At 65.0% G+C, this 16,301-nt stretch carries 15 protein-coding genes; 12 read left to right on the top strand and 3 right to left on the bottom strand.

Going from position 1 to position 16,301, the window contains the following annotated elements; translation table 11 throughout:
* Position 1: 1 nt before the first annotated feature.
* The 10 genes from ACVW1C_RS03885 (at position 2) to ACVW1C_RS03840 (ending at position 9,853) form a co-directional block, all read left to right on the top strand.
* Complete coding sequence (locus ACVW1C_RS03885) at positions 2-958, top strand: sugar kinase (protein WP_456757254.1); 957 nt, start codon at positions 2-4, stop codon at positions 956-958.
* The gene (gene eda / locus ACVW1C_RS03880) at positions 955-1,605 is read left to right on the top strand and encodes a bifunctional 4-hydroxy-2-oxoglutarate aldolase/2-dehydro-3-deoxy-phosphogluconate aldolase (protein WP_456757253.1); all 651 of its coding nucleotides are present in this window, start codon (positions 955-957) and stop codon (positions 1,603-1,605) included. The genes ACVW1C_RS03885 and eda overlap by 4 nt, the downstream gene beginning before the upstream one ends.
* A gap of 44 nt (positions 1,606-1,649) precedes the next feature.
* Complete coding sequence (locus tag ACVW1C_RS03875) at positions 1,650-2,822, top strand: acetyl-CoA acetyltransferase (protein WP_456757252.1); 1,173 nt, start codon at positions 1,650-1,652, stop codon at positions 2,820-2,822.
* 1 nt (position 2,823) lies between these two features.
* Entirely contained in the window at positions 2,824-4,383 is a 1,560-nt protein-coding gene (locus ACVW1C_RS03870; RefSeq protein ID WP_456757251.1) for a class I adenylate-forming enzyme family protein, read from the top strand.
* Positions 4,384-4,505: 122 nt separating this feature from the next.
* Positions 4,506-4,706, top strand: coding sequence for a hypothetical protein (locus ACVW1C_RS03865; protein WP_024582174.1), 201 nt, complete (start codon positions 4,506-4,508; stop codon positions 4,704-4,706).
* Between the two features lie 169 nt (positions 4,707-4,875).
* A complete protein-coding gene (locus tag ACVW1C_RS03860) occupies positions 4,876-6,075 on the top strand; it encodes a CaiB/BaiF CoA transferase family protein (protein ID WP_456757250.1) in 1,200 nt (399 codons plus the stop codon).
* An 11-nt stretch (positions 6,076-6,086) separates the two neighbouring features.
* Positions 6,087-7,253, top strand: coding sequence for an acyl-CoA dehydrogenase family protein (locus ACVW1C_RS03855; RefSeq protein WP_456757249.1), 1,167 nt, complete (start codon positions 6,087-6,089; stop codon positions 7,251-7,253).
* A 160-nt stretch (positions 7,254-7,413) separates the two neighbouring features.
* The gene (locus ACVW1C_RS03850) at positions 7,414-8,550 is read left to right on the top strand and encodes a thiolase family protein (RefSeq protein ID WP_456757248.1); all 1,137 of its coding nucleotides are present in this window, start codon (positions 7,414-7,416) and stop codon (positions 8,548-8,550) included.
* On the top strand, positions 8,547-8,906 hold the full coding sequence (locus ACVW1C_RS03845; RefSeq protein WP_456757247.1) for a Zn-ribbon domain-containing OB-fold protein: 360 nt from the start codon (positions 8,547-8,549) through the stop codon (positions 8,904-8,906). The genes ACVW1C_RS03850 and ACVW1C_RS03845 overlap by 4 nt, the downstream gene beginning before the upstream one ends.
* A 419-nt stretch (positions 8,907-9,325) precedes the next feature.
* Entirely contained in the window at positions 9,326-9,853 is a 528-nt protein-coding gene (locus ACVW1C_RS03840; RefSeq protein WP_456757246.1) for a carboxymuconolactone decarboxylase family protein, read from the top strand.
* 173 nt (positions 9,854-10,026) lie between these two features.
* Here ACVW1C_RS03840 and glsA read toward each other — a convergent pair whose 3' ends face one another.
* Both glsA and ACVW1C_RS03830 read right to left on the bottom strand, forming a co-directional pair.
* Positions 10,027-11,889, bottom strand: a complete 1,863-nt coding sequence (glsA, locus tag ACVW1C_RS03835) for a glutaminase A (protein ID WP_456757245.1) — start codon at positions 11,887-11,889, stop codon at positions 10,027-10,029.
* A gap of 286 nt (positions 11,890-12,175) precedes the next feature.
* Positions 12,176-12,397: an acetyl-CoA carboxylase biotin carboxyl carrier protein subunit gene (locus ACVW1C_RS03830; protein WP_456656294.1), complete on the bottom strand. Its 222-nt coding sequence runs from the start codon at positions 12,395-12,397 to the stop codon at positions 12,176-12,178.
* Between the two features lie 131 nt (positions 12,398-12,528).
* On the opposite strand from ACVW1C_RS03830, the gene ACVW1C_RS03825 reads away from it, so the two are divergent.
* Both ACVW1C_RS03825 and ACVW1C_RS03820 read left to right on the top strand, forming a co-directional pair.
* On the top strand, positions 12,529-13,503 hold the full coding sequence (locus ACVW1C_RS03825; protein WP_176531918.1) for an IclR family transcriptional regulator: 975 nt from the start codon (positions 12,529-12,531) through the stop codon (positions 13,501-13,503).
* Positions 13,433-14,992 carry an acyl-CoA carboxylase subunit beta gene (locus ACVW1C_RS03820; RefSeq protein ID WP_456757244.1) on the top strand — a complete coding sequence of 520 codons (1,560 nt, stop codon included), beginning with the start codon at positions 13,433-13,435 and terminating at the stop codon, positions 14,990-14,992. Before ACVW1C_RS03825 ends, ACVW1C_RS03820 begins: the two co-directional genes overlap by 71 nt.
* A gap of 105 nt (positions 14,993-15,097) precedes the next feature.
* On the opposite strand, the gene ACVW1C_RS03815 is transcribed toward ACVW1C_RS03820, so the two are convergent.
* On the bottom strand, positions 15,098-16,261 hold the full coding sequence (locus ACVW1C_RS03815; protein WP_456757243.1) for a patatin-like phospholipase family protein: 1,164 nt from the start codon (positions 16,259-16,261) through the stop codon (positions 15,098-15,100).
* Between the last annotated feature and the right edge of the window lie 40 nt (positions 16,262-16,301).

The following is a 16,301-nucleotide window of genomic DNA, read 5'->3' as shown; positions in this document are numbered from 1 at the left end:
TATGACCAGGGTCGCCAGCATCGGCGAATGCATGATCGAGCTGCGTCAGGCTCCGGGCGGCCAGCCCGGAGGGCTGTATTCGCGCTCCTATGGCGGTGACACGCTCAACACGGCGGTTTATCTGTCCCGGCTCGGCGTCCACAGCGATTACATCACGGCGCTCGGCGATGATGCGCTGAGCGATGAGATGATCGCGGGCTGGGCGAGCGAAGGCATCGGCACCAAGCATGTCGCGCGATTGGCAGGCAAGCTGCCCGGGCTCTATCTGATCCAGACCGACGACAAAGGCGAGCGGCGCTTCTTCCACTGGCGTGACAGCGCCGCCGCCCGCGAGCTGATGGACCTGCCCGAGACGGACGACATCCTGAACTCGCTCGCGACTTACGACATCGTCTATCTCTCGGCGATCACGCTCTCGATCCTGCGCGAGGACGGACGCAACCGCCTGATGGCGGCGCTGAAGCGCGCGCGGCTGCTGGGCACGCGCTTCGCGTTCGACACCAATTTCCGCGCCCGCGGCTGGCCTGACCTGGCTCTTGCACGGAAGGTCTTCAGCAGCGCATTCGAGACCGCCGATATCGTGCTGGCCTCGACCGAGGATCTGGCGCCGCTCTATCCCGGCGAGAGCAACACGGCATTGCTCGCCGGCATCTCGAGCCCCGAGGTCGTGCTGAAGCTGGCCGAGCCCGCCTGCATCGTGCGCTTTGCCGGCGGAACGCGCGAGGTGAGGGCGGAGCCGCTGCCGAAGCCGGTGGTCGATACCACGGCAGCCGGCGACAGTTTTGCCGCAGCCTATCTTGCCGCGCGGCTCGGCGGCGCCGCACCTGAGGAGGCGGCGCGCGCCGGCCATCGTCTGGCCGGTGTCGTGGTGTGCTATCCCGGAGCGATCATTCCACGCTACGCCATGCCGCCGAAGAAGGCGCCTCGTCCCCCACCATCCCGTAAGGCCTCGCAATGACAACGACCTCAAAGCAGGACCAAATCGCCGAGCTGATCCGCCAGGCCACCGTGATCCCGGTGCTGACCATCGAGCGGCTTGCCGACGCGGTCCCGCTCGCCAAGGCGCTGGTCGCGGGCGGCGTGCGGACGCTCGAGGTGACGCTGCGTACGGCGGTCGCGGTCGACGCGGCCAAGGCCATCATCGCCGAGGTGCCCGATGCGGTGGTCGGGGTCGGCACCATCCTCAATGCCGACGATCTGGCGCGCGCCGAGGAGCTCGGCGCCAAATTCGGCATCAGCCCGGGCGCGACGCCCGAGCTGCTGAAGGCCATCGCTGCCAGCCGGCTGCCTTTCGCGCCGGGGATCGCGACCGCCTCCGAGCTGATGCAGGCGCTGGCGCACGGCTTTGACGTCGTCAAATTCTTCCCCGCCGAGCAGGCTGGCGGTATCAAGGCACTGCGGGCCTTGGCCGGTCCATTCCCGAACGTCAGGGTCTGCCCGACCGGCGGTATCGGTGAGGCCAATGCGGCGACCTGGCTCGCCGAGCCCAATGTGCTGGCGGTCGGCGGTTCCTGGCTGTGCCCGGCGGCCGATATCCGCGCCGGCAACTGGGCGGGCATAACCGCCATGTGCGCGAAGGCAATGAAAACGCTGAAAGCCGCCTGAAGATACGCTACATAACTCCCGAACAGGCACAGGGAGACACGGCCATGACAGCAGCCAGCATTGTGGGTTGGGCGCACACGCCATTCGGAAAGTTTGACGCGGAGACCGTCGAGAGCCTCGTCGTCAAGGTCGCCAACGAGGCGCTCGCCGATGCCGGCATTGCCGCGTCCGACGTCGACGAGATCATGCTCGGCCACTTCAACGCCGGCTTCTCGCCGCAGGACTTTACGGCGTCACTGGTGCTGCAGGCCAATCCGGCGCTGCGCTTCAAGCCCGCCACGCGTGTCGAAAACGCCTGCGCGACCGGATCGGCCGCCGTGCACCAGGGCATCCGCGCCATCGAAGCCGGAGCTGCGAAGATCGTGCTGGTCGTCGGCGTCGAGCAGATGACGCGGACGCCGGGTCCGGAGATCGGCAAGAACCTCCTGAAGGCGTCCTATCTGCCTGAGGACGGCGACACGGTCGGCGGCTTCGCGGGCGTATTCGGCAAGATCGCGCAGGCCTATTTCCAGAAATACGGCGACCAGTCGGATGCGCTGGCGATGATCGCCGCCAAGAACCACAAGAACGGTGTCGCCAATCCCTTTGCGCAAATGCGCAAGGATTTCGGCTTCGAATTCTGCCGCGCCGAGAGCGACAAGAACCCGTTCGTCGCCGGTCCCTTGAAGCGTACCGATTGCTCGCTGGTGTCCGACGGCGCCGCCGCGCTGGTGCTGACCGATGCCGAGACCGCCAAGACCATGGGCAAGGCGGTGAACATCCGCGCCATCGCGCATGCGCAGGACTTCCTTCCGATGTCCAAGCGCGACATCCTGCAGTTCGAGGGCTGCACCACTGCCTGGCAGCGCGCGCTGCAAAGGGCCGGCCTGCAGCTCTCCGATCTCTCCTTCGTCGAGACGCATGACTGCTTCACCGTGGCCGAACTGATCGAATATGAAGCGATGGGCCTGACGCCGAAGGGCCAGGGCGCCCGCGCGATCATGGAAGGCTGGACCCAGAAGGACGGCAAGCTGCCGGTCAATCCGTCCGGCGGCCTCAAGGCCAAGGGCCATCCGATCGGCGCCACCGGCGTTTCCATGCATGTGATGAGCGCGATGCAACTCGCAGGGCAGGCGCCCGAGGGCATGCAGCTCAAGAACCCGCAGATCGGCGGCATCTTCAACATGGGCGGCGCCGCGGTCGCCAACTACGTCTCGATCCTCGAGCCGGCGAAGTAGCTTGAACATTGCCGAATGGCTGGCGGCGACGGCACGGGCGCGTCCCGATGCGCCAGCGCTGCTGACCGGCTTCGACCTCGACGCCGACTATGCAACCTTTGCCCGCCGCGCCGCCTCGATCGGGGCGGCGCTGGCGCGCGATCACGGCATTGCCGCCGGCGACCGCATCGCGCTATTTGCCGGCAATTGCACGCAATATCTCGAATGCCTCTATGGCATCTGGTGGATCGGCGCCGCGGCGATCCCGATCAACGCCAAGCTGCACGGCCGCGAGGCGGCATGGATCTGCGGCAATGGCGGCGCCAAGCTCGCTTTCGTCTCCGATGACACGATCGGCGCACTGACGGAGGCGAATGACGATTGCCCCGCCGGCATGACCATGCTGTCGGTCGACAGCGACGCGTACAGGGCGATGCGAAGCGGTGAGGGCGCGCCGGCGCCGCTGCCGCGCGAGAGCAATGATCTGGCCTGGCTGTTCTACACGTCAGGCACCACAGGCCGACCCAAGGGCGTGATGCTCAGCCACGGCAATCTGCTTGCGATGTCGCTTTGCTATTTCGCCGATGTCGATCCGGCGACGCCGAACGACGCCTCGCTCTACGCCGCGCCGATCTCGCATGGCGCCGGCCTTTACAATTTTCCGCATGTCCGGATGGGCGGCCGCCACGTCGTTCCGCAGTCCGGCGGCTTCGATCCGGACGAGGTGCTCAACCTCGGCCGGCAACTCGACAATGTCGTGATGTTCGCGGCACCCACCATGGTGCGCCGCCTGGTCGATGCGGCGAAGAGGCGCGGCGAGAACGGCGAGGGACTGCGCACCATCATCTATGGCGGCGGGCCGATGTACACCGCCGACATCCTGGACGCGATGGCGACGATGGGCCAGCGCTTCGTGCAGATCTACGGCCAGGGCGAGTCGCCGATGACGATCACGGCGCTGTCGCGCGACTGGCACCGGGCGAGCGATCATCCGCGCTATCTCGAACGGCTGGCTTCGGTCGGTACCGCCCAGAGCGTCGTCACCGTGCGCATCACCGACAAGGACGGCAAGCCGCTGCCCGCGGGCGAGACCGGCGAGATCGAGGTCAATGGCTTAACCGTGATGCTCGGCTACTGGAATAATCCGAAGGCCAATGAAGAGACGCTGAAGGACGGCTGGCTGCGCACCGGCGATGTCGGCCGCCTCGATGCCGACGGCTTCCTGACGCTTTCGGACCGTTCCAAGGACGTGATCATCTCCGGCGGCACCAACATCTATCCCCGCGAGGTCGAGGAAGCGCTGCTGACCCATCCCGCTGTCAGCGAGGTCTCGGTGATCGGCGTGCCTGATCCGGAATGGGGCGAGATCGTCATCGCCTGCGTCGTGCTCGCGGACGGTGCCATCCCCGACGACGGCAAGCTCGACGCGCATTGCCTGGCCTCGATTGCCCGCTTCAAGCGGCCCAAGCGCTACGTCTATCTCGAGGCCCTGCCGAAGAACAATTACGGCAAGGTGCTGAAGACCGCTTTGCGGGAAATGATGGCCAAGGGCATGGGCCAAAGCGCGATGAGGCCGGGTTGAATCGAAAACTTCGAAAACAACCCCATGCACAGTAGGGATTGGGGTCACCAAAGCGGTTAGGGGATAGGCCGCCGCCTTCCGTCGCGCTAAGCTGCCTGCGCCCGCCACCGGGAGAACGGACCATGGGAATCGAGACGTCGCTGTCGCTGTCGGAAGTGAACGACCGCATCGCAATCCTCCGGGACAATATCAGGCAGCTGATCGAGCAGGCCGCAGGCGCTGCGGGCGCCGAAGTCGAGGAGCGCATCGCCGAGCGGCTCGAGCAGCAGAACGCGGAACTGGAAAAGCTCCTGAAGGCGCGCGAGGCGATGACCGGGCAGTAACCGGCATCGGGCCGGCGGTGGGCTTCGTCTTGGCCGGCCTGCGTTCCGCCGCGCGGAAACGATCCGGCCGATGCCGCGCATACGCCCATACGCCCGGCGCAGCTTGATCTCGGCGAAGAGCTCCCGTTACTAGCTGTGTAACCAGAACATTCCGGGAGCGAACAGGACGATGGGACCACTGCAGGGTATCAAGGTCGTCGACATGACGACCGTGCTGATGGGACCCTATGCCACCCAGATGCTCGGCGACTACGGCGCCGACGTCATCAAGGTGGAATCGCCTGACGGCGACGTGACGCGGCAGATCGGTCCGACACGGCATCCCGGCATGGGGCCGGTGTTCCTCAACACCAACCGCAGCAAGCGTTCGGTCTGCCTCGACTTGAAGAAACCGGCGGGGCGCGAGGCGGTGCTGCGGCTGATCGCGCAGGCCGACGTGCTGGTCTACAATGTGCGGCCGCAGGCAATGGCGCGGCTGCAACTCGGTTACGACGTCGTCGCCAAGGTCAATCCAAGGCTGATCTATGCCGGCGTGTTCGGCTTCGGCCAGGAGGGACCATACGCAGCCAAGCCCGCCTATGACGACCTGATCCAGGGCGCCACCGCGCTGCCGGCGCTGATGGCGCAGACCTCGGACGGCGTGCCGCGTTATGTGCCGAATGCGCTGGTTGATCGTATCGTCGGCCTCACCGCGGTCGGTGCGATCTGCGCGAGCCTCGTGCATCGCGACCGCACCGGGCAGGGCCAGCGCGTCGACATTCCGATGTTCGAGACCATGGCAGGCTTCGTCATGGGCGACCATATGGGCGGATTGACCTACGATCCGCCGCTCGACAAGGGCGGCTATGCGCGGCATCTGTCGCCGGACCGGCGGCCCTACAAGACGCTGGACGGCTACATCTGCGTGATCGTCTACAACGACAAGCAGTGGGAGAATTTCTTCAAGGCGACCGGCCGCGACGATCTGCGCAGCGATCCGAAATTCGCCACCTTCGCCGGCCGCGCCACCAATATCGATGTCGTCTACGCCGAGCTCGCGCGCATTCTGCAGACCAAGACCACGGCCGAGTGGAACGAGATTCTCGGGAAGGCCGACGTGCCCGTGATGCCGATGCACGATCTCGAGAGCCTATTGCAGGACCCGCATATGGTCGCGACCGGCGTCTTCCCCGTGGTCGATCACCCGACCGAGGGCCGCATCCGCAGCATGACGCCGTCGGCGCGCTGGTCGGAGACCATGGTCGAGCCGAGCCGGCTGGCGCCCAGGCTCGGCGAGCACAGCGCGGAGATTTTGCGGGAGGCGGGTTTCTCGACCGATGAGATCGCGGCGATGGTGCGCGACGGCGCGGCCAAAGTGGTGAAGGCATAGGAGCACGACAGATGGATTTCGCACTCTCCGCCAACCAGGAATCGATCCGTGACGCGGTGGCAAAAATCTGCTCGCGCTTTGACGAGGCCTACTGGCTGAAGAAGGACAAGGAAGGCGGCTATCCGGCCGACTTTCATCGCGCGCTCGCCGATGCCGGCTGGCTCGGCATCTGCATTCCCGAGGAATATGGCGGCTCCGGCCTCGGCATCACCGATGCCGCGATCATGATGCGCACGATTTCCGAATCCGGTGCCGGCATGTCCGGCGCGTCGGCCGTGCACATGAACGTGTTCGGGCTCAATCCGGTGGTGGTGTTCGGCACCAAGGAGCAATGCCAGCGCATGCTGCCGCCGATCATCGACGGCCGCGACAAGTCCTGTTTTGCGGTGACCGAGCCCAACACCGGCCTCAACACCACGCAGCTCAAGACCCGCGCGGTGCGCCAGGGCGACAAATACATCGTCAACGGCCAGAAGGTGTGGATCTCGACCGCGCAGGTCGCCAACAAGATCCTGCTGCTCGCGCGCACCACGCCGCTGGAGGACGTGCGCAGCCCGACCCACGGCCTCAGCCTGTTCTACACCGATTTCGATCGCAAGCGCGTCACCGTGCACGAGATCGAGAAGATGGGCCGCAAGCCGGTCGATTCCAACGAGCTGTTCTTCGAGAATTTCGAGATTCCGGTCGAGGACCGCATCGGCGAGGAAGGGCGCGGGTTCGAATACATCCTGCACGGCATGAATCCGGAGCGCATCCTGATCGCGGCCGAAGCCGTCGGCCTCGGCCAGATCGCGCTGAAGCGGGCGTCAGAATACGCCAAGGGCCGCATCGTGTTCAACCGTCCGATCGGCATGAACCAGGGGATCCAGCATCCGCTGGCGAAGTGCTGGATGGAGCTCGAGGCTGCCTGGCTGATGGTGCTGCGCGCCGGCTGGCAATACGACCAGAACCTGCCCTGCGGCCCCGCCGCGAACGCGGCGAAATATCTCGCGGCGGAAGCAGGCTTTCACGCTTGCGAGCAGGCGGTGATGACCCATGGCGGCTTCGGCTATGCCAAGGAGTATCACGTCGAGCGCTATTTCCGGGAGTCGCTGATCCCGCGCATCGCGCCGATCAGCCCGCAGCTCATCCTCAGCTTCATCGGCGAGAAGGTGCTCGGCCTTCCGAAGTCGTATTGATGAGGTCGGTTTCGCGCAGACAACGCTTTCTTTTCCCTCCCCCTGAAAGGGGGAGGGCAGGGTGGGGGTCAGCCACAGGCGAGAGCGATGGTGCGGAGACATATCCTCACCCGGCTTGCTCGCGCAAGCCGACCTCCTCTTTGCAAGGGGACGTCAAGGGATGAGCTTCGTCACCGGCGTCGGCCTCACATCCTACGGCAAGCATGAGGGCCTGTCCTCGCTCGACCTGATGAGCAAGGCGGCCGAGCTTGCGATCTCCGATGCCGGACTGAAGCGTGCCGACATCGACGGCATCCTGTGCGGTTACTCCACCGTCTCGCCGCACATCATGCTGGCCACCGTATTCGCCGAGCATTTCGGTATTCGTCCGTCCTATGCCCATGCCGTGCAGGTCGGCGGCGCCACGGGCCTCGCGATGACCATGCTGGCGCATCACCTCGTCGATGCCGGCGTGGCGAAGCATGTGCTGGTGGTCGGCGGCGAGAACCGGCTGACCGGACAGAGCCGCGACGCCTCGATCCAGGCATTGGCCCAGGTTGGCCATCCCGATTACGAGGTGACACTGGGACCGACGATCCCGGCCTATTACGGCCTGGTCGCGACGCGCTACATGCATGAGTACGGCCTCACGCAGGAAGACCTCGCCGAGTTCGCGGTGCTGATGCGCAAGCACGCGCTGATGCATCCTGGCGCGCAATTCCACGAACCGATCACGGTTGCCGATGTGATGGCCTCGAAACCGGTGGCGATGCCGCTGAAGTTGCTCGACTGCTGCCCGGTATCCGACGGCGGCGCGGCCTGCGTGATCAGCCGCGAGCCGACCGGCGAGCGGCGGGTTCGCATCCGCGGCTGCGCCCAGGCGCATACCCATCAGCACATCACGGCCGCGCCCGCGTTGAGCGGGCTCGGCGCGGAGATCTCGATCGCGAAAGCGAAAGCGGCATCGGGTGTCGCGATATCAGATGTGCGTTACGCTGCGGTCTACGACAGCTTCACGATCACGCTGGCGATGCTGCTGGAAGATCTCGGCCTCGCCAAGCGCGGCGAGGCCGCAGCGCGGGTGCGCGCCGGCTATTTCAATCCGGATGGCGAGATGCCGCTCAACACCCATGGCGGCCTCCTCAGCTACGGCCATTGCGGTGTCGGCGGCGCGATGGCGCATCTGGTCGAGACCCATCTGCAGATGACCGGTCGCGCCGACAATCGTCAGGTCCGCGACGCCTCGGTCGCGCTGCTGCATGGCGACGGCGGCGTGCTGTCCTCGCATGTCAGCATGTTCCTGGAGCGCGTGCGATGAGCGAACCCATCGCGGACTGGACCGGGGGCGCGGAAGCCATCGTCTATCAGACCTGCAACGCCTGCGGCGCGCGGCAATACTTCCGCCGCAGCTTCTGCGCGGCCTGCGGCTCGCCCGATGTCGCCGAGCATCGCGCGAGCGGGGCAGGGACGGTGTATGCGACGTCGCTGGTCTGCCGCGCCGCGACGCCGGAGACGCGGGCGCATGTGCCCTACAACATCGTGCTCGTGGATGCCGACGAGGGCTTTCGCATGATGGCGCATGGCGACAACGACCTCGCCATCGGCGACAAGGTCTTGGCGCGCTTTACGCAATTTGCGGGACGGCTGGTTCCGTATTTTGCAAGGGCAAAATGAGGGGCTGAACGATCCAGTCAGAACGCGAGACCAGGCGGAATTGGTTCGCTCTTGCCCCTCATAGTTTACGGATACTATCGCCAGTAAAAGACAAAGCTGGCGATGACGAGCAACGCCGTCACCGCCAGCATTTGCGCAAGCGCTTCCGAGGCCGCCCTCTTGGTGGCTTCCTTCATGCGTTTCCCCTAGACTTGGGCGTGCCTCATCGTTGCGCAAATTGCGCGCACGACGGCCAGATTTTGTACTCGGAACACCCCGCGTCGAGCATCCGCTTTGACGAGTCCCCACTCAGCGAATATCGACTGTGGCAGGGTTGTCTGGGAATGCGGCGGCAATTTGACTCGCGCGTGTTGCTCCTGCGACGGCCGGCGGATACTGTTTCGGAGCCCGACAGAAACGACAGAGATCAAGGTTTGGAAATGGCCCGTATCGACTACTCCGATCCCGCGAAGGCAAGCCCGCGCACCCGCGAGATCCTCGACAAGAACCGCAACGCCAACATCTTCCGCATGATGGCGCATTCGCCGAGCTACTTTGAGCAGTACTGCCGGCTCGGCGGCGCGATCCGCCACAAGGGCGAGCTCGATCCGATCGTGCGCGAACTCGCGATCACGCGCACCGGCATTCTCTGCGAGGCGCCTTACGAGATCGTCGCGCACAAGCGCATCGGAAAGAATGTCGGCGTCACCGACGAGCAGAACGCAGCGCTGGATAACTGGCAGTCCGCGACTTGCTTCAACGAGGTGCAGCGCGCGGCGCTCACTTTCACCGACGAGATCGTTAAGCTGAAGAAGCCGACGGATGCGACCTTCAAGGCGATCGCGGCACTGTTGACGCCGGCCGCGCTGATCGAGCTGCAGCTCTCGGTCGGCTTCTACATCATGACGTCGAAGTTTCTCGAGACGTTCGAGATCGACATGCAGCCGGTGACGGAAGTGGTGAGCTAGGCGCTCGCCGCAATTTCTTCGCCTCGCCCCGCTTGCGGGGAGAGGCCGGATCGCATGAAATGCGATCCGGGTGAGGGGGGAGCTTCCGCGAGTTCGACGTTCACCTTTTTTGCGGATGCAGCCCCTCACCCCAACCCTCTCCCCGCAAGAGCGGGGCGAGGGGGACGAGAGACCTACCCCGACGTCAACAGATCCACCTTCGCATTCGCCACGATCAGCCGCTCGGCGAGGATCCGCGCGAGGTTGCGCATGATCCGTTCGCCGGCGCGCGGGTGCTGCTCGCGGAATCGCTCGAAATCCCTGGTCGCCACCTCGTAGGCGGAGGCCGACATGTCGGCGATCACGTCCGCCGAGCGCTTCGGCTCCAGCAGCGCCATCTCGCCGAACGCCATGCCGGCGGTCAGGGTCGCGAGCCGGATGCCGTCGGGCAGGGTGACGTGGACCACGCCGCTGCGCAGGAAGAACAGCGATGTCGCCTCACTGCCCGCGGCAATGATCTTCTCGTTTGGCTGGTAGGTCCTGACAGCGCAGAGCGTGGTGAGGTCGGCGATCTCAGCCTCACTCAATCCCGCGAGCAGCGGCTGCTCGGACAGCTCTGTGGTCTCGAGGAAATCGATCGAGCCGCCATAGCGGTAGACGATCTGGTCCTCGGCCCATTCGATCGCGGTGTCGAGCAGATAGAAATCCCTGATGTTGCCGAGCCGGTTGGTCCACTCGCTGATCGTGGTCCATTCACGCGAGGTTCGCTTGATGCCGGAGAGGATCACGGTGACGCCAAGCTCGGCGAGTTCCTGGAAGGCTTCCGCCACCAGCCGTGCGCCCGCGCGGGTCGTCGCGGTGACGCGGCGCAGGTCAAAGATCACGAACTCCGGCCGCGGGCTGCCGGCGAGGCGGCGCGAGACATAGTCGACATTGGAGAGCGACAGCGTGCCGACCAGCTCGATCACGCGCACCTCCTGGAAGTGCTTGGCCAGGATCTCCTGCTCCTGCGGCCGCCGCACCCGGCGCGACGGGTTCTTGCCGATGTTGTAGTCGGCGATGATGCTCTGGCGGGCGTCATCGCTGCGGTTCAGCATGTGCAGGTCGTAATGCGCCGACAGCGCCTCGCAGACCTTGATGCCGCGCACGCTGTTGCCGTGCTTGTCGAGCTTTGGCGAGTAGCTGCCGAGCCCGAGCCGCGCCGGCAGCGCGGCCAAAATGCCGCCGCCGACGCCGCTCTTGGCGGGGATGCCGACGCGGTAGATCCATTCGCCGGCGTAGTCGTACATGCCCGACGAGGTCATCACCGACAGCGTGCGTGCGATCGCGTAGGGCGTCACCACCTGCTCGCCGGTCAGCGGATTGATGCCGCGGTTGGCCAGCGTCGCCGCCATCACGGCGGTATCGCGCGCGGTGACGAGGATGGCGCATTGCCGGAAGTAGACGTCGAGCACCGCGGGCACGTTTTCTGTGATCACGCTGTTGGTGCGCAAGAGATAGCCGATCGCCCGATTGCGGTCGCCGGTGGCGCTCTCGGAGGCGTAGACCGCCTCGTCAACATCGAGCTCGCGGCCGGCGAAGCGGCCGAGCGCCTGGCGGATATAGTCGAACGCGCCGTCGCCCTTGTCGGCATGGAGCAGGCCTGAGCAGGCGATCGCACCCGCATTGACCATCGCATTGAACGGGTGGTTCTGGGCATTGAGCCGGATCGAATTGAAGGGGTCACCGGACGGCTCGACGCCGATCACGCTTTCCACCCGTTCGGCGCCCAGCGTGTCCAGCGCCAGTGCGAACACGAACGGTTTTGACATCGACTGGATGGTGAAGGACACCCTGGTGTCGCCGACCTCATAGACATGGCCGTCGAGCGTCGCGAGGCTGATGCCAAAATGGGCAGGGTCGGCCTTGCCGAGCTCCGGGATGTAGTCGGCCACCGCGCCAGCAGCCTCCGGCAGGAAGTTTGCGTAACAAGCGTGCAGAAACCGCAGCAGCGGCGGCTTTGAGCTGGACCAGGCCGTGGTGGTGGTGGCGGTGACGGGAGGAGGCGATCGTTTCATCGCCTCCTGTTGTGCAACGCAATCAGGGCGCGCGCAACTGAGCGCGCATCGACGTCAGGTGTGAAGGCGACCGGTCCGGATCGGACGCCATTCGACCGCTATGGTCTCCCAACCGATGATCACAAAGCGAGCGATTGCTCGGTATTTGTTTCGTTATGCGAAACTTTTCGCTCGGAAATGTTTCGCAAGCAAAGCAGCGTCCGACGCAGCGCTGCTCCAGAGAAGTGGCCGTCGGAGGACGAGGCACGTGGGAATTTCGTCCGCGGGGCGGCCGGGCGGTCCGCCGTCAGGTCTCGACGATCGCGACGGCCTGGCCTTCGGCAATGACCTCGTCAATCCTGACCAGAATCGACTTGATTTTGCCTGCCGCCGTCGACGTGACCGGTATTTCCATCTTCATCGCTTCGACGAATGCGATCTCGTCGCCGTCGCCGATATTGCTGCCGGCCTCAACAGGAAGCGCGCAAACGCGCCCGGCAACTTCGGTCACAACCTTGATCTCTGGCATTCCACCTCTCCGATACCGTCTTGCGGAAATTTCATCCGGCGAACGGCTTTTTGTTGTGGCGGCAGATTGCCTGAGGTAGCTTCTTCTGCAAGTGGAATTTTATTCCGCAGGACGGAATGGAGCCAAAACAAATGGGACGGCGCTCGGAACGGCTTAGCCGGCAGGGAATGCTCGCCAGCGAGACTGGCGATGGCGATGTCATCCAGGTGGTGTCGCGCGCGTTTGATGTGTTGCGGTGCTTCGAAGGGCACGAAGCACGACTCGGCAATCTCGAAATCTCGAACCGCTGCGGCCTGCCGCGTTCGACAGTGTCGCGCTTGACGCACACGCTGACGCGGATGGGACAGCTCGTCTATCTGCCGCGCGACCAGAAATATCGCATCGGCCCGAGCGCGGTCGCGATGAGCACGTCGATGATGAAGGGGCTGCAGTTGCGCAACCTGATCCGGCTGCGCTTGCAGGATGTCGCGGATCAGTTGCCCGGCACCGTGGGCTTCGTGATCCCCGACCGCTTTCATCTGGTCTATCTGGAGTTCGCCCGCGCGGCGAACGCGCTTGGCCTGCATGAGGCCACCGGCAGCCGCATCTCGATGGCGACCACCGCCGCCGGCCATGCCTACACTGCGGCGCTCGATCCCGCGATCGGCGACGCGCTGATATCAGAGATGGAAGGCGAGTTGCCGGACAGCGCCAAGATGCTGACGCCGCGCATCGCGGCCAATCGCCGCCACTTGCAGGAGCACGGCTACGTCGTCGCCTGCGGCCTGTGGAGCCCGCACATCAACGGCGTCGCGGTGCCGCTGTGGTCACCGCAATACCAGACCTATGTGGTCACCACGATCGGCCTGCTCTCGGCGATGTATGACGAGCAGCGGCTGCATCGCGAGGTCGCGCCGCTGATGGTCGACCTCGCCGCCGCGGTCGGCAGCCTGCTCGAAGGCGCCGACGGCGACATCTTCAGCAATCGGATCGAACGCAAGTCGCTTCCGGTGGCCGCCCATAACAACAACAAAATCATCAAGACGGAGGCAATGAATGAACTGGAAGCCGGAACTCGACGACCTCGCCCGGCGCGAAGCGTTCGCGCGGGAGATGGGAGGCGTTGACAAGGTCAAGCGGCAACGCGACCAGGGCCGGCTCACGGTTCGTGAGCGCATCGACAGGCTCGTCGACCAGAACAGCTTCCATGAGGTCGGTGCCATCTCCGGCATCGCCGAATACGACGAGAGTAACGAACTCAAGCATCTGACGCCGGCGAACTGCGTATTCGGCCGCGCCAGGGTCGACGGCCGCACCGTGGTCGTGGTCGGCGACGATTTCACCGTGCGCGGCGGCTCGGCCGATGCATCGATTTCCGCCAAGCCGCTGATGGCGGAGGAGATGGCGCATGACTTCCGCCTGCCGATCGTCCGCGTGATCGAGGGCTCCGGCGGTGGCGGCTCGGTGAAGACGATCGAGACCAGGGGCGCGGCCAATCTGCCCGGCGGCGTCGGCGGCACGCGCTGGTACTGGTACACGACCGCCAATCTGGCGCGCGTCCCTGTGGTCGGCCTCGGGCTCGGCTCGGTCGCGGGCCTCGGTGCCGCCCGGCTGGCGGCCACGCATTACTCGGTGATGACCAAGAGCTCCGCGATGTTCGTCGCCGGTCCGCCGGTGGTGAAGCGTTTGGGTCAGGATCTGACCAAGCAGGAGCTCGGCGGCGCCGACATCCAGACCCGCGCCGGCGCAATCGATCAGGCCGTCGAGACGGAAGAGGAGGCGTTCGACTACGCCAGACGCTTCCTGTCCTATCTGCCGGCGTCGGTCTACGATCTGCCACCGACCGTTCCCTGCACCGACGATCCGGATCGTGCCGAGGAATCGCTGCTGAAGGCCGTGCCGCGCAACCGCAAGCAGGTCTACAAGATGCGGCCGATCATCGATGCGGTCGTCGACAAGGGCTCGTTCTTCGAGGTCGCCGGCAATTTCGGCCGGCCTGTGATCACTGGATTGGCGCGGATCGAAGGCAGGGCGGTACTGTTGCTCGCCAGCGATCCCTTCCACTACGGCGGCTCGTGGACCGCGGACGCCTGCCAGAAGGTGATCCGCTGGGTCGACTTCGCCGAGACCTTCCATCTGCCGGTGGTCTATCTGATGGACTGTCCGGGCTTCATGATCGGGCTCGAGGCGGAGAAGTCGGCGACCATCCGCCACGGCGTGCGCGCGATGGCGGCGGTCAACCAGAGCACCGTGCCGTGGTGCACCATCATCATCCGCAACGCGTTCGGCGTCGCCGGTGTGGTGCATCAGCCGGCCAACCGCTTCTCGATGCGCTATGCCTGGCCGTCGGCCTATTGGGGCTCGCTGCCGCTCGAGGGCGGGATCGAGGCCGCCTATCGCGCCGAGATCGATGCGGCCGCCGATCCCGCGGCCAAGCTGCGCGAGATCGAGGATCGCCTCAACAAGCTGCGTTCGCCGTTCCGCTCGGCCGAGAAGTTCTGGGTCGAGGAGGTGATCGATCCGCGCAAGACGCGCTCGCTGCTCTGCGAGTTCGCGCGTCTCGCCGAGCCCATCCGCAAGGCCGGCCCGCCGAGCAACATGTCGACGCGGCCGTAAGCGCTCTCCCAATCGTCATTGCGAGCGCAGCGAAGCAATCCATGTCACCATCTGCTGAGGTATGGATTGCTTCGTCGCTTCGCTCCTCGCAATGACGACACGCAACTACTCGCTCTCCCGATGCACGTCGTGGATCACGATCCCCATGCCGTTCTCGGGCATCTTGATCCAGTCGCGCCGCTTCAGCGAGCGCTTGGTGTCCTCGTGTCCGCTTGCCCAATGCTCGCGCATCGAGGTGCCGGAGAATTCGTGGTCCTTGGCGTCGCCCTCATAGGCCTTCTGCTGATAGATCAGCTGCAGCAGCGTGATCCCCGGCAGCCGCGCGTTCGCCTTCTTGAGCTGGCGCTCTTCTTCCGACAGATGGTCATCGGGAATCTTTGACAGCGCGTTGTGCAGTGCCGTGCGCAGATTGTAGGTCTTGCGGTAGACGTCGGTGTTGTAGCGGGTGCGCGACGAATACATGATGTCCTTGTGGCGGGCCATCACGTCCTGGATGTCGCGCGGCAGCGCGCCGCGCGCCGAGAACAGGTCGACCTGGAACACCAGCGAGTTCATGTTGTCTTCCTGGTCGAGCAGATGCTGCAGCGGCGTGTTGGAGACGATGCCGCCGTCCCAGAAATGATCGGTGCCGACCTTCACCATCGGCAGCGCCGGCGGCAATGCGCCGCTCGCCATGATGTGCTCGGGGATGATCTCGTCATGGGCATTGTCGAAATAGATGAAGTTGCCGGACAGCACGTTCACCGCGCCGACCGCAAAGCGCATCTTCTTGGAATTGATGCGGTCGAAATCGACCAGCTCGAGCAGCGATTCACGCAGCGGTGTCGTGTCGTAGTAGCTGGTGGCGGTGCGCGCGCCGGCCGGGCTGAGCCACGGATTGGTCTGGTGCGGGGTGAAGAAGCCCGGTTGCCCCAGCGTCGTCGTCAGCCATGAGCTGGTGAAATTGCGCGCCTTGCGGAAGATGTCGCCGTCCGGGGTGTGATGCCAGATCTTGCGGCCGGTGATGCGATCCCAGAATGTGTGCAGCCGCTGCAGCCGCTTGTCTGGGGGATTGCCGGCGATGATCGCCGAGTTGATCGCGCCGATCGAGACGCCGCAGACCCAGTCGGGCTCGATGTTGGATTCGTGCAGCGCCTGATAGACACCGGCCTGATAGGCGCCGAGCGCGCCGCCGCCCTGCAGAACCAGGGCCACGCGATCGCATCCTTCGGGACGCCAGCCGGGCGTCGCGTGATCGATATCGTCGGGATGAGGGGTGCGCGCGTCCATATCAGACACTCCAAAAAATTGCGGTGAGAATTCAGGGTGC

The sequence above is a fragment of the Bradyrhizobium sp. USDA 4011 genome, from assembly GCF_054063415.1.
Note: the sequence above shows the minus strand (reverse complement) of the source record. Positions and strands in the feature narration are given on the sequence as shown.

What these genes read in the sequence shown, in the direction of transcription:
- ACVW1C_RS03885 (WP_456757254.1), top strand. Translation starts at nt 2, where the DNA reads ATGACCAGGGTCGCCAGCATCGGCGAATGCATGATCGAGCTGCGTCAG.
- eda (WP_456757253.1), top strand. Translation starts at nt 955, where the DNA reads ATGACAACGACCTCAAAGCAGGACCAAATCGCCGAGCTGATCCGCCAG.
- ACVW1C_RS03875 (WP_456757252.1), top strand. Translation starts at nt 1,650, where the DNA reads ATGACAGCAGCCAGCATTGTGGGTTGGGCGCACACGCCATTCGGAAAG.
- ACVW1C_RS03865 (WP_024582174.1), top strand. Translation starts at nt 4,506, where the DNA reads ATGGGAATCGAGACGTCGCTGTCGCTGTCGGAAGTGAACGACCGCATC.
- ACVW1C_RS03860 (WP_456757250.1), top strand. Translation starts at nt 4,876, where the DNA reads ATGGGACCACTGCAGGGTATCAAGGTCGTCGACATGACGACCGTGCTG.
- ACVW1C_RS03855 (WP_456757249.1), top strand. Translation starts at nt 6,087, where the DNA reads ATGGATTTCGCACTCTCCGCCAACCAGGAATCGATCCGTGACGCGGTG.
- ACVW1C_RS03850 (WP_456757248.1), top strand. Translation starts at nt 7,414, where the DNA reads ATGAGCTTCGTCACCGGCGTCGGCCTCACATCCTACGGCAAGCATGAG.
- ACVW1C_RS03845 (WP_456757247.1), top strand. Translation starts at nt 8,547, where the DNA reads ATGAGCGAACCCATCGCGGACTGGACCGGGGGCGCGGAAGCCATCGTC.
- ACVW1C_RS03840 (WP_456757246.1), top strand. Translation starts at nt 9,326, where the DNA reads ATGGCCCGTATCGACTACTCCGATCCCGCGAAGGCAAGCCCGCGCACC.
- glsA (WP_456757245.1), bottom strand. Translation starts at nt 11,889, where the DNA reads ATGAAACGATCGCCTCCTCCCGTCACCGCCACCACCACCACGGCCTGG.
- ACVW1C_RS03830 (WP_456656294.1), bottom strand. Translation starts at nt 12,397, where the DNA reads ATGCCAGAGATCAAGGTTGTGACCGAAGTTGCCGGGCGCGTTTGCGCG.
- ACVW1C_RS03825 (WP_176531918.1), top strand. Translation starts at nt 12,529, where the DNA reads ATGGGACGGCGCTCGGAACGGCTTAGCCGGCAGGGAATGCTCGCCAGC.
- ACVW1C_RS03820 (WP_456757244.1), top strand. Translation starts at nt 13,433, where the DNA reads ATGAACTGGAAGCCGGAACTCGACGACCTCGCCCGGCGCGAAGCGTTC.
- ACVW1C_RS03815 (WP_456757243.1), bottom strand. Translation starts at nt 16,261, where the DNA reads ATGGACGCGCGCACCCCTCATCCCGACGATATCGATCACGCGACGCCC.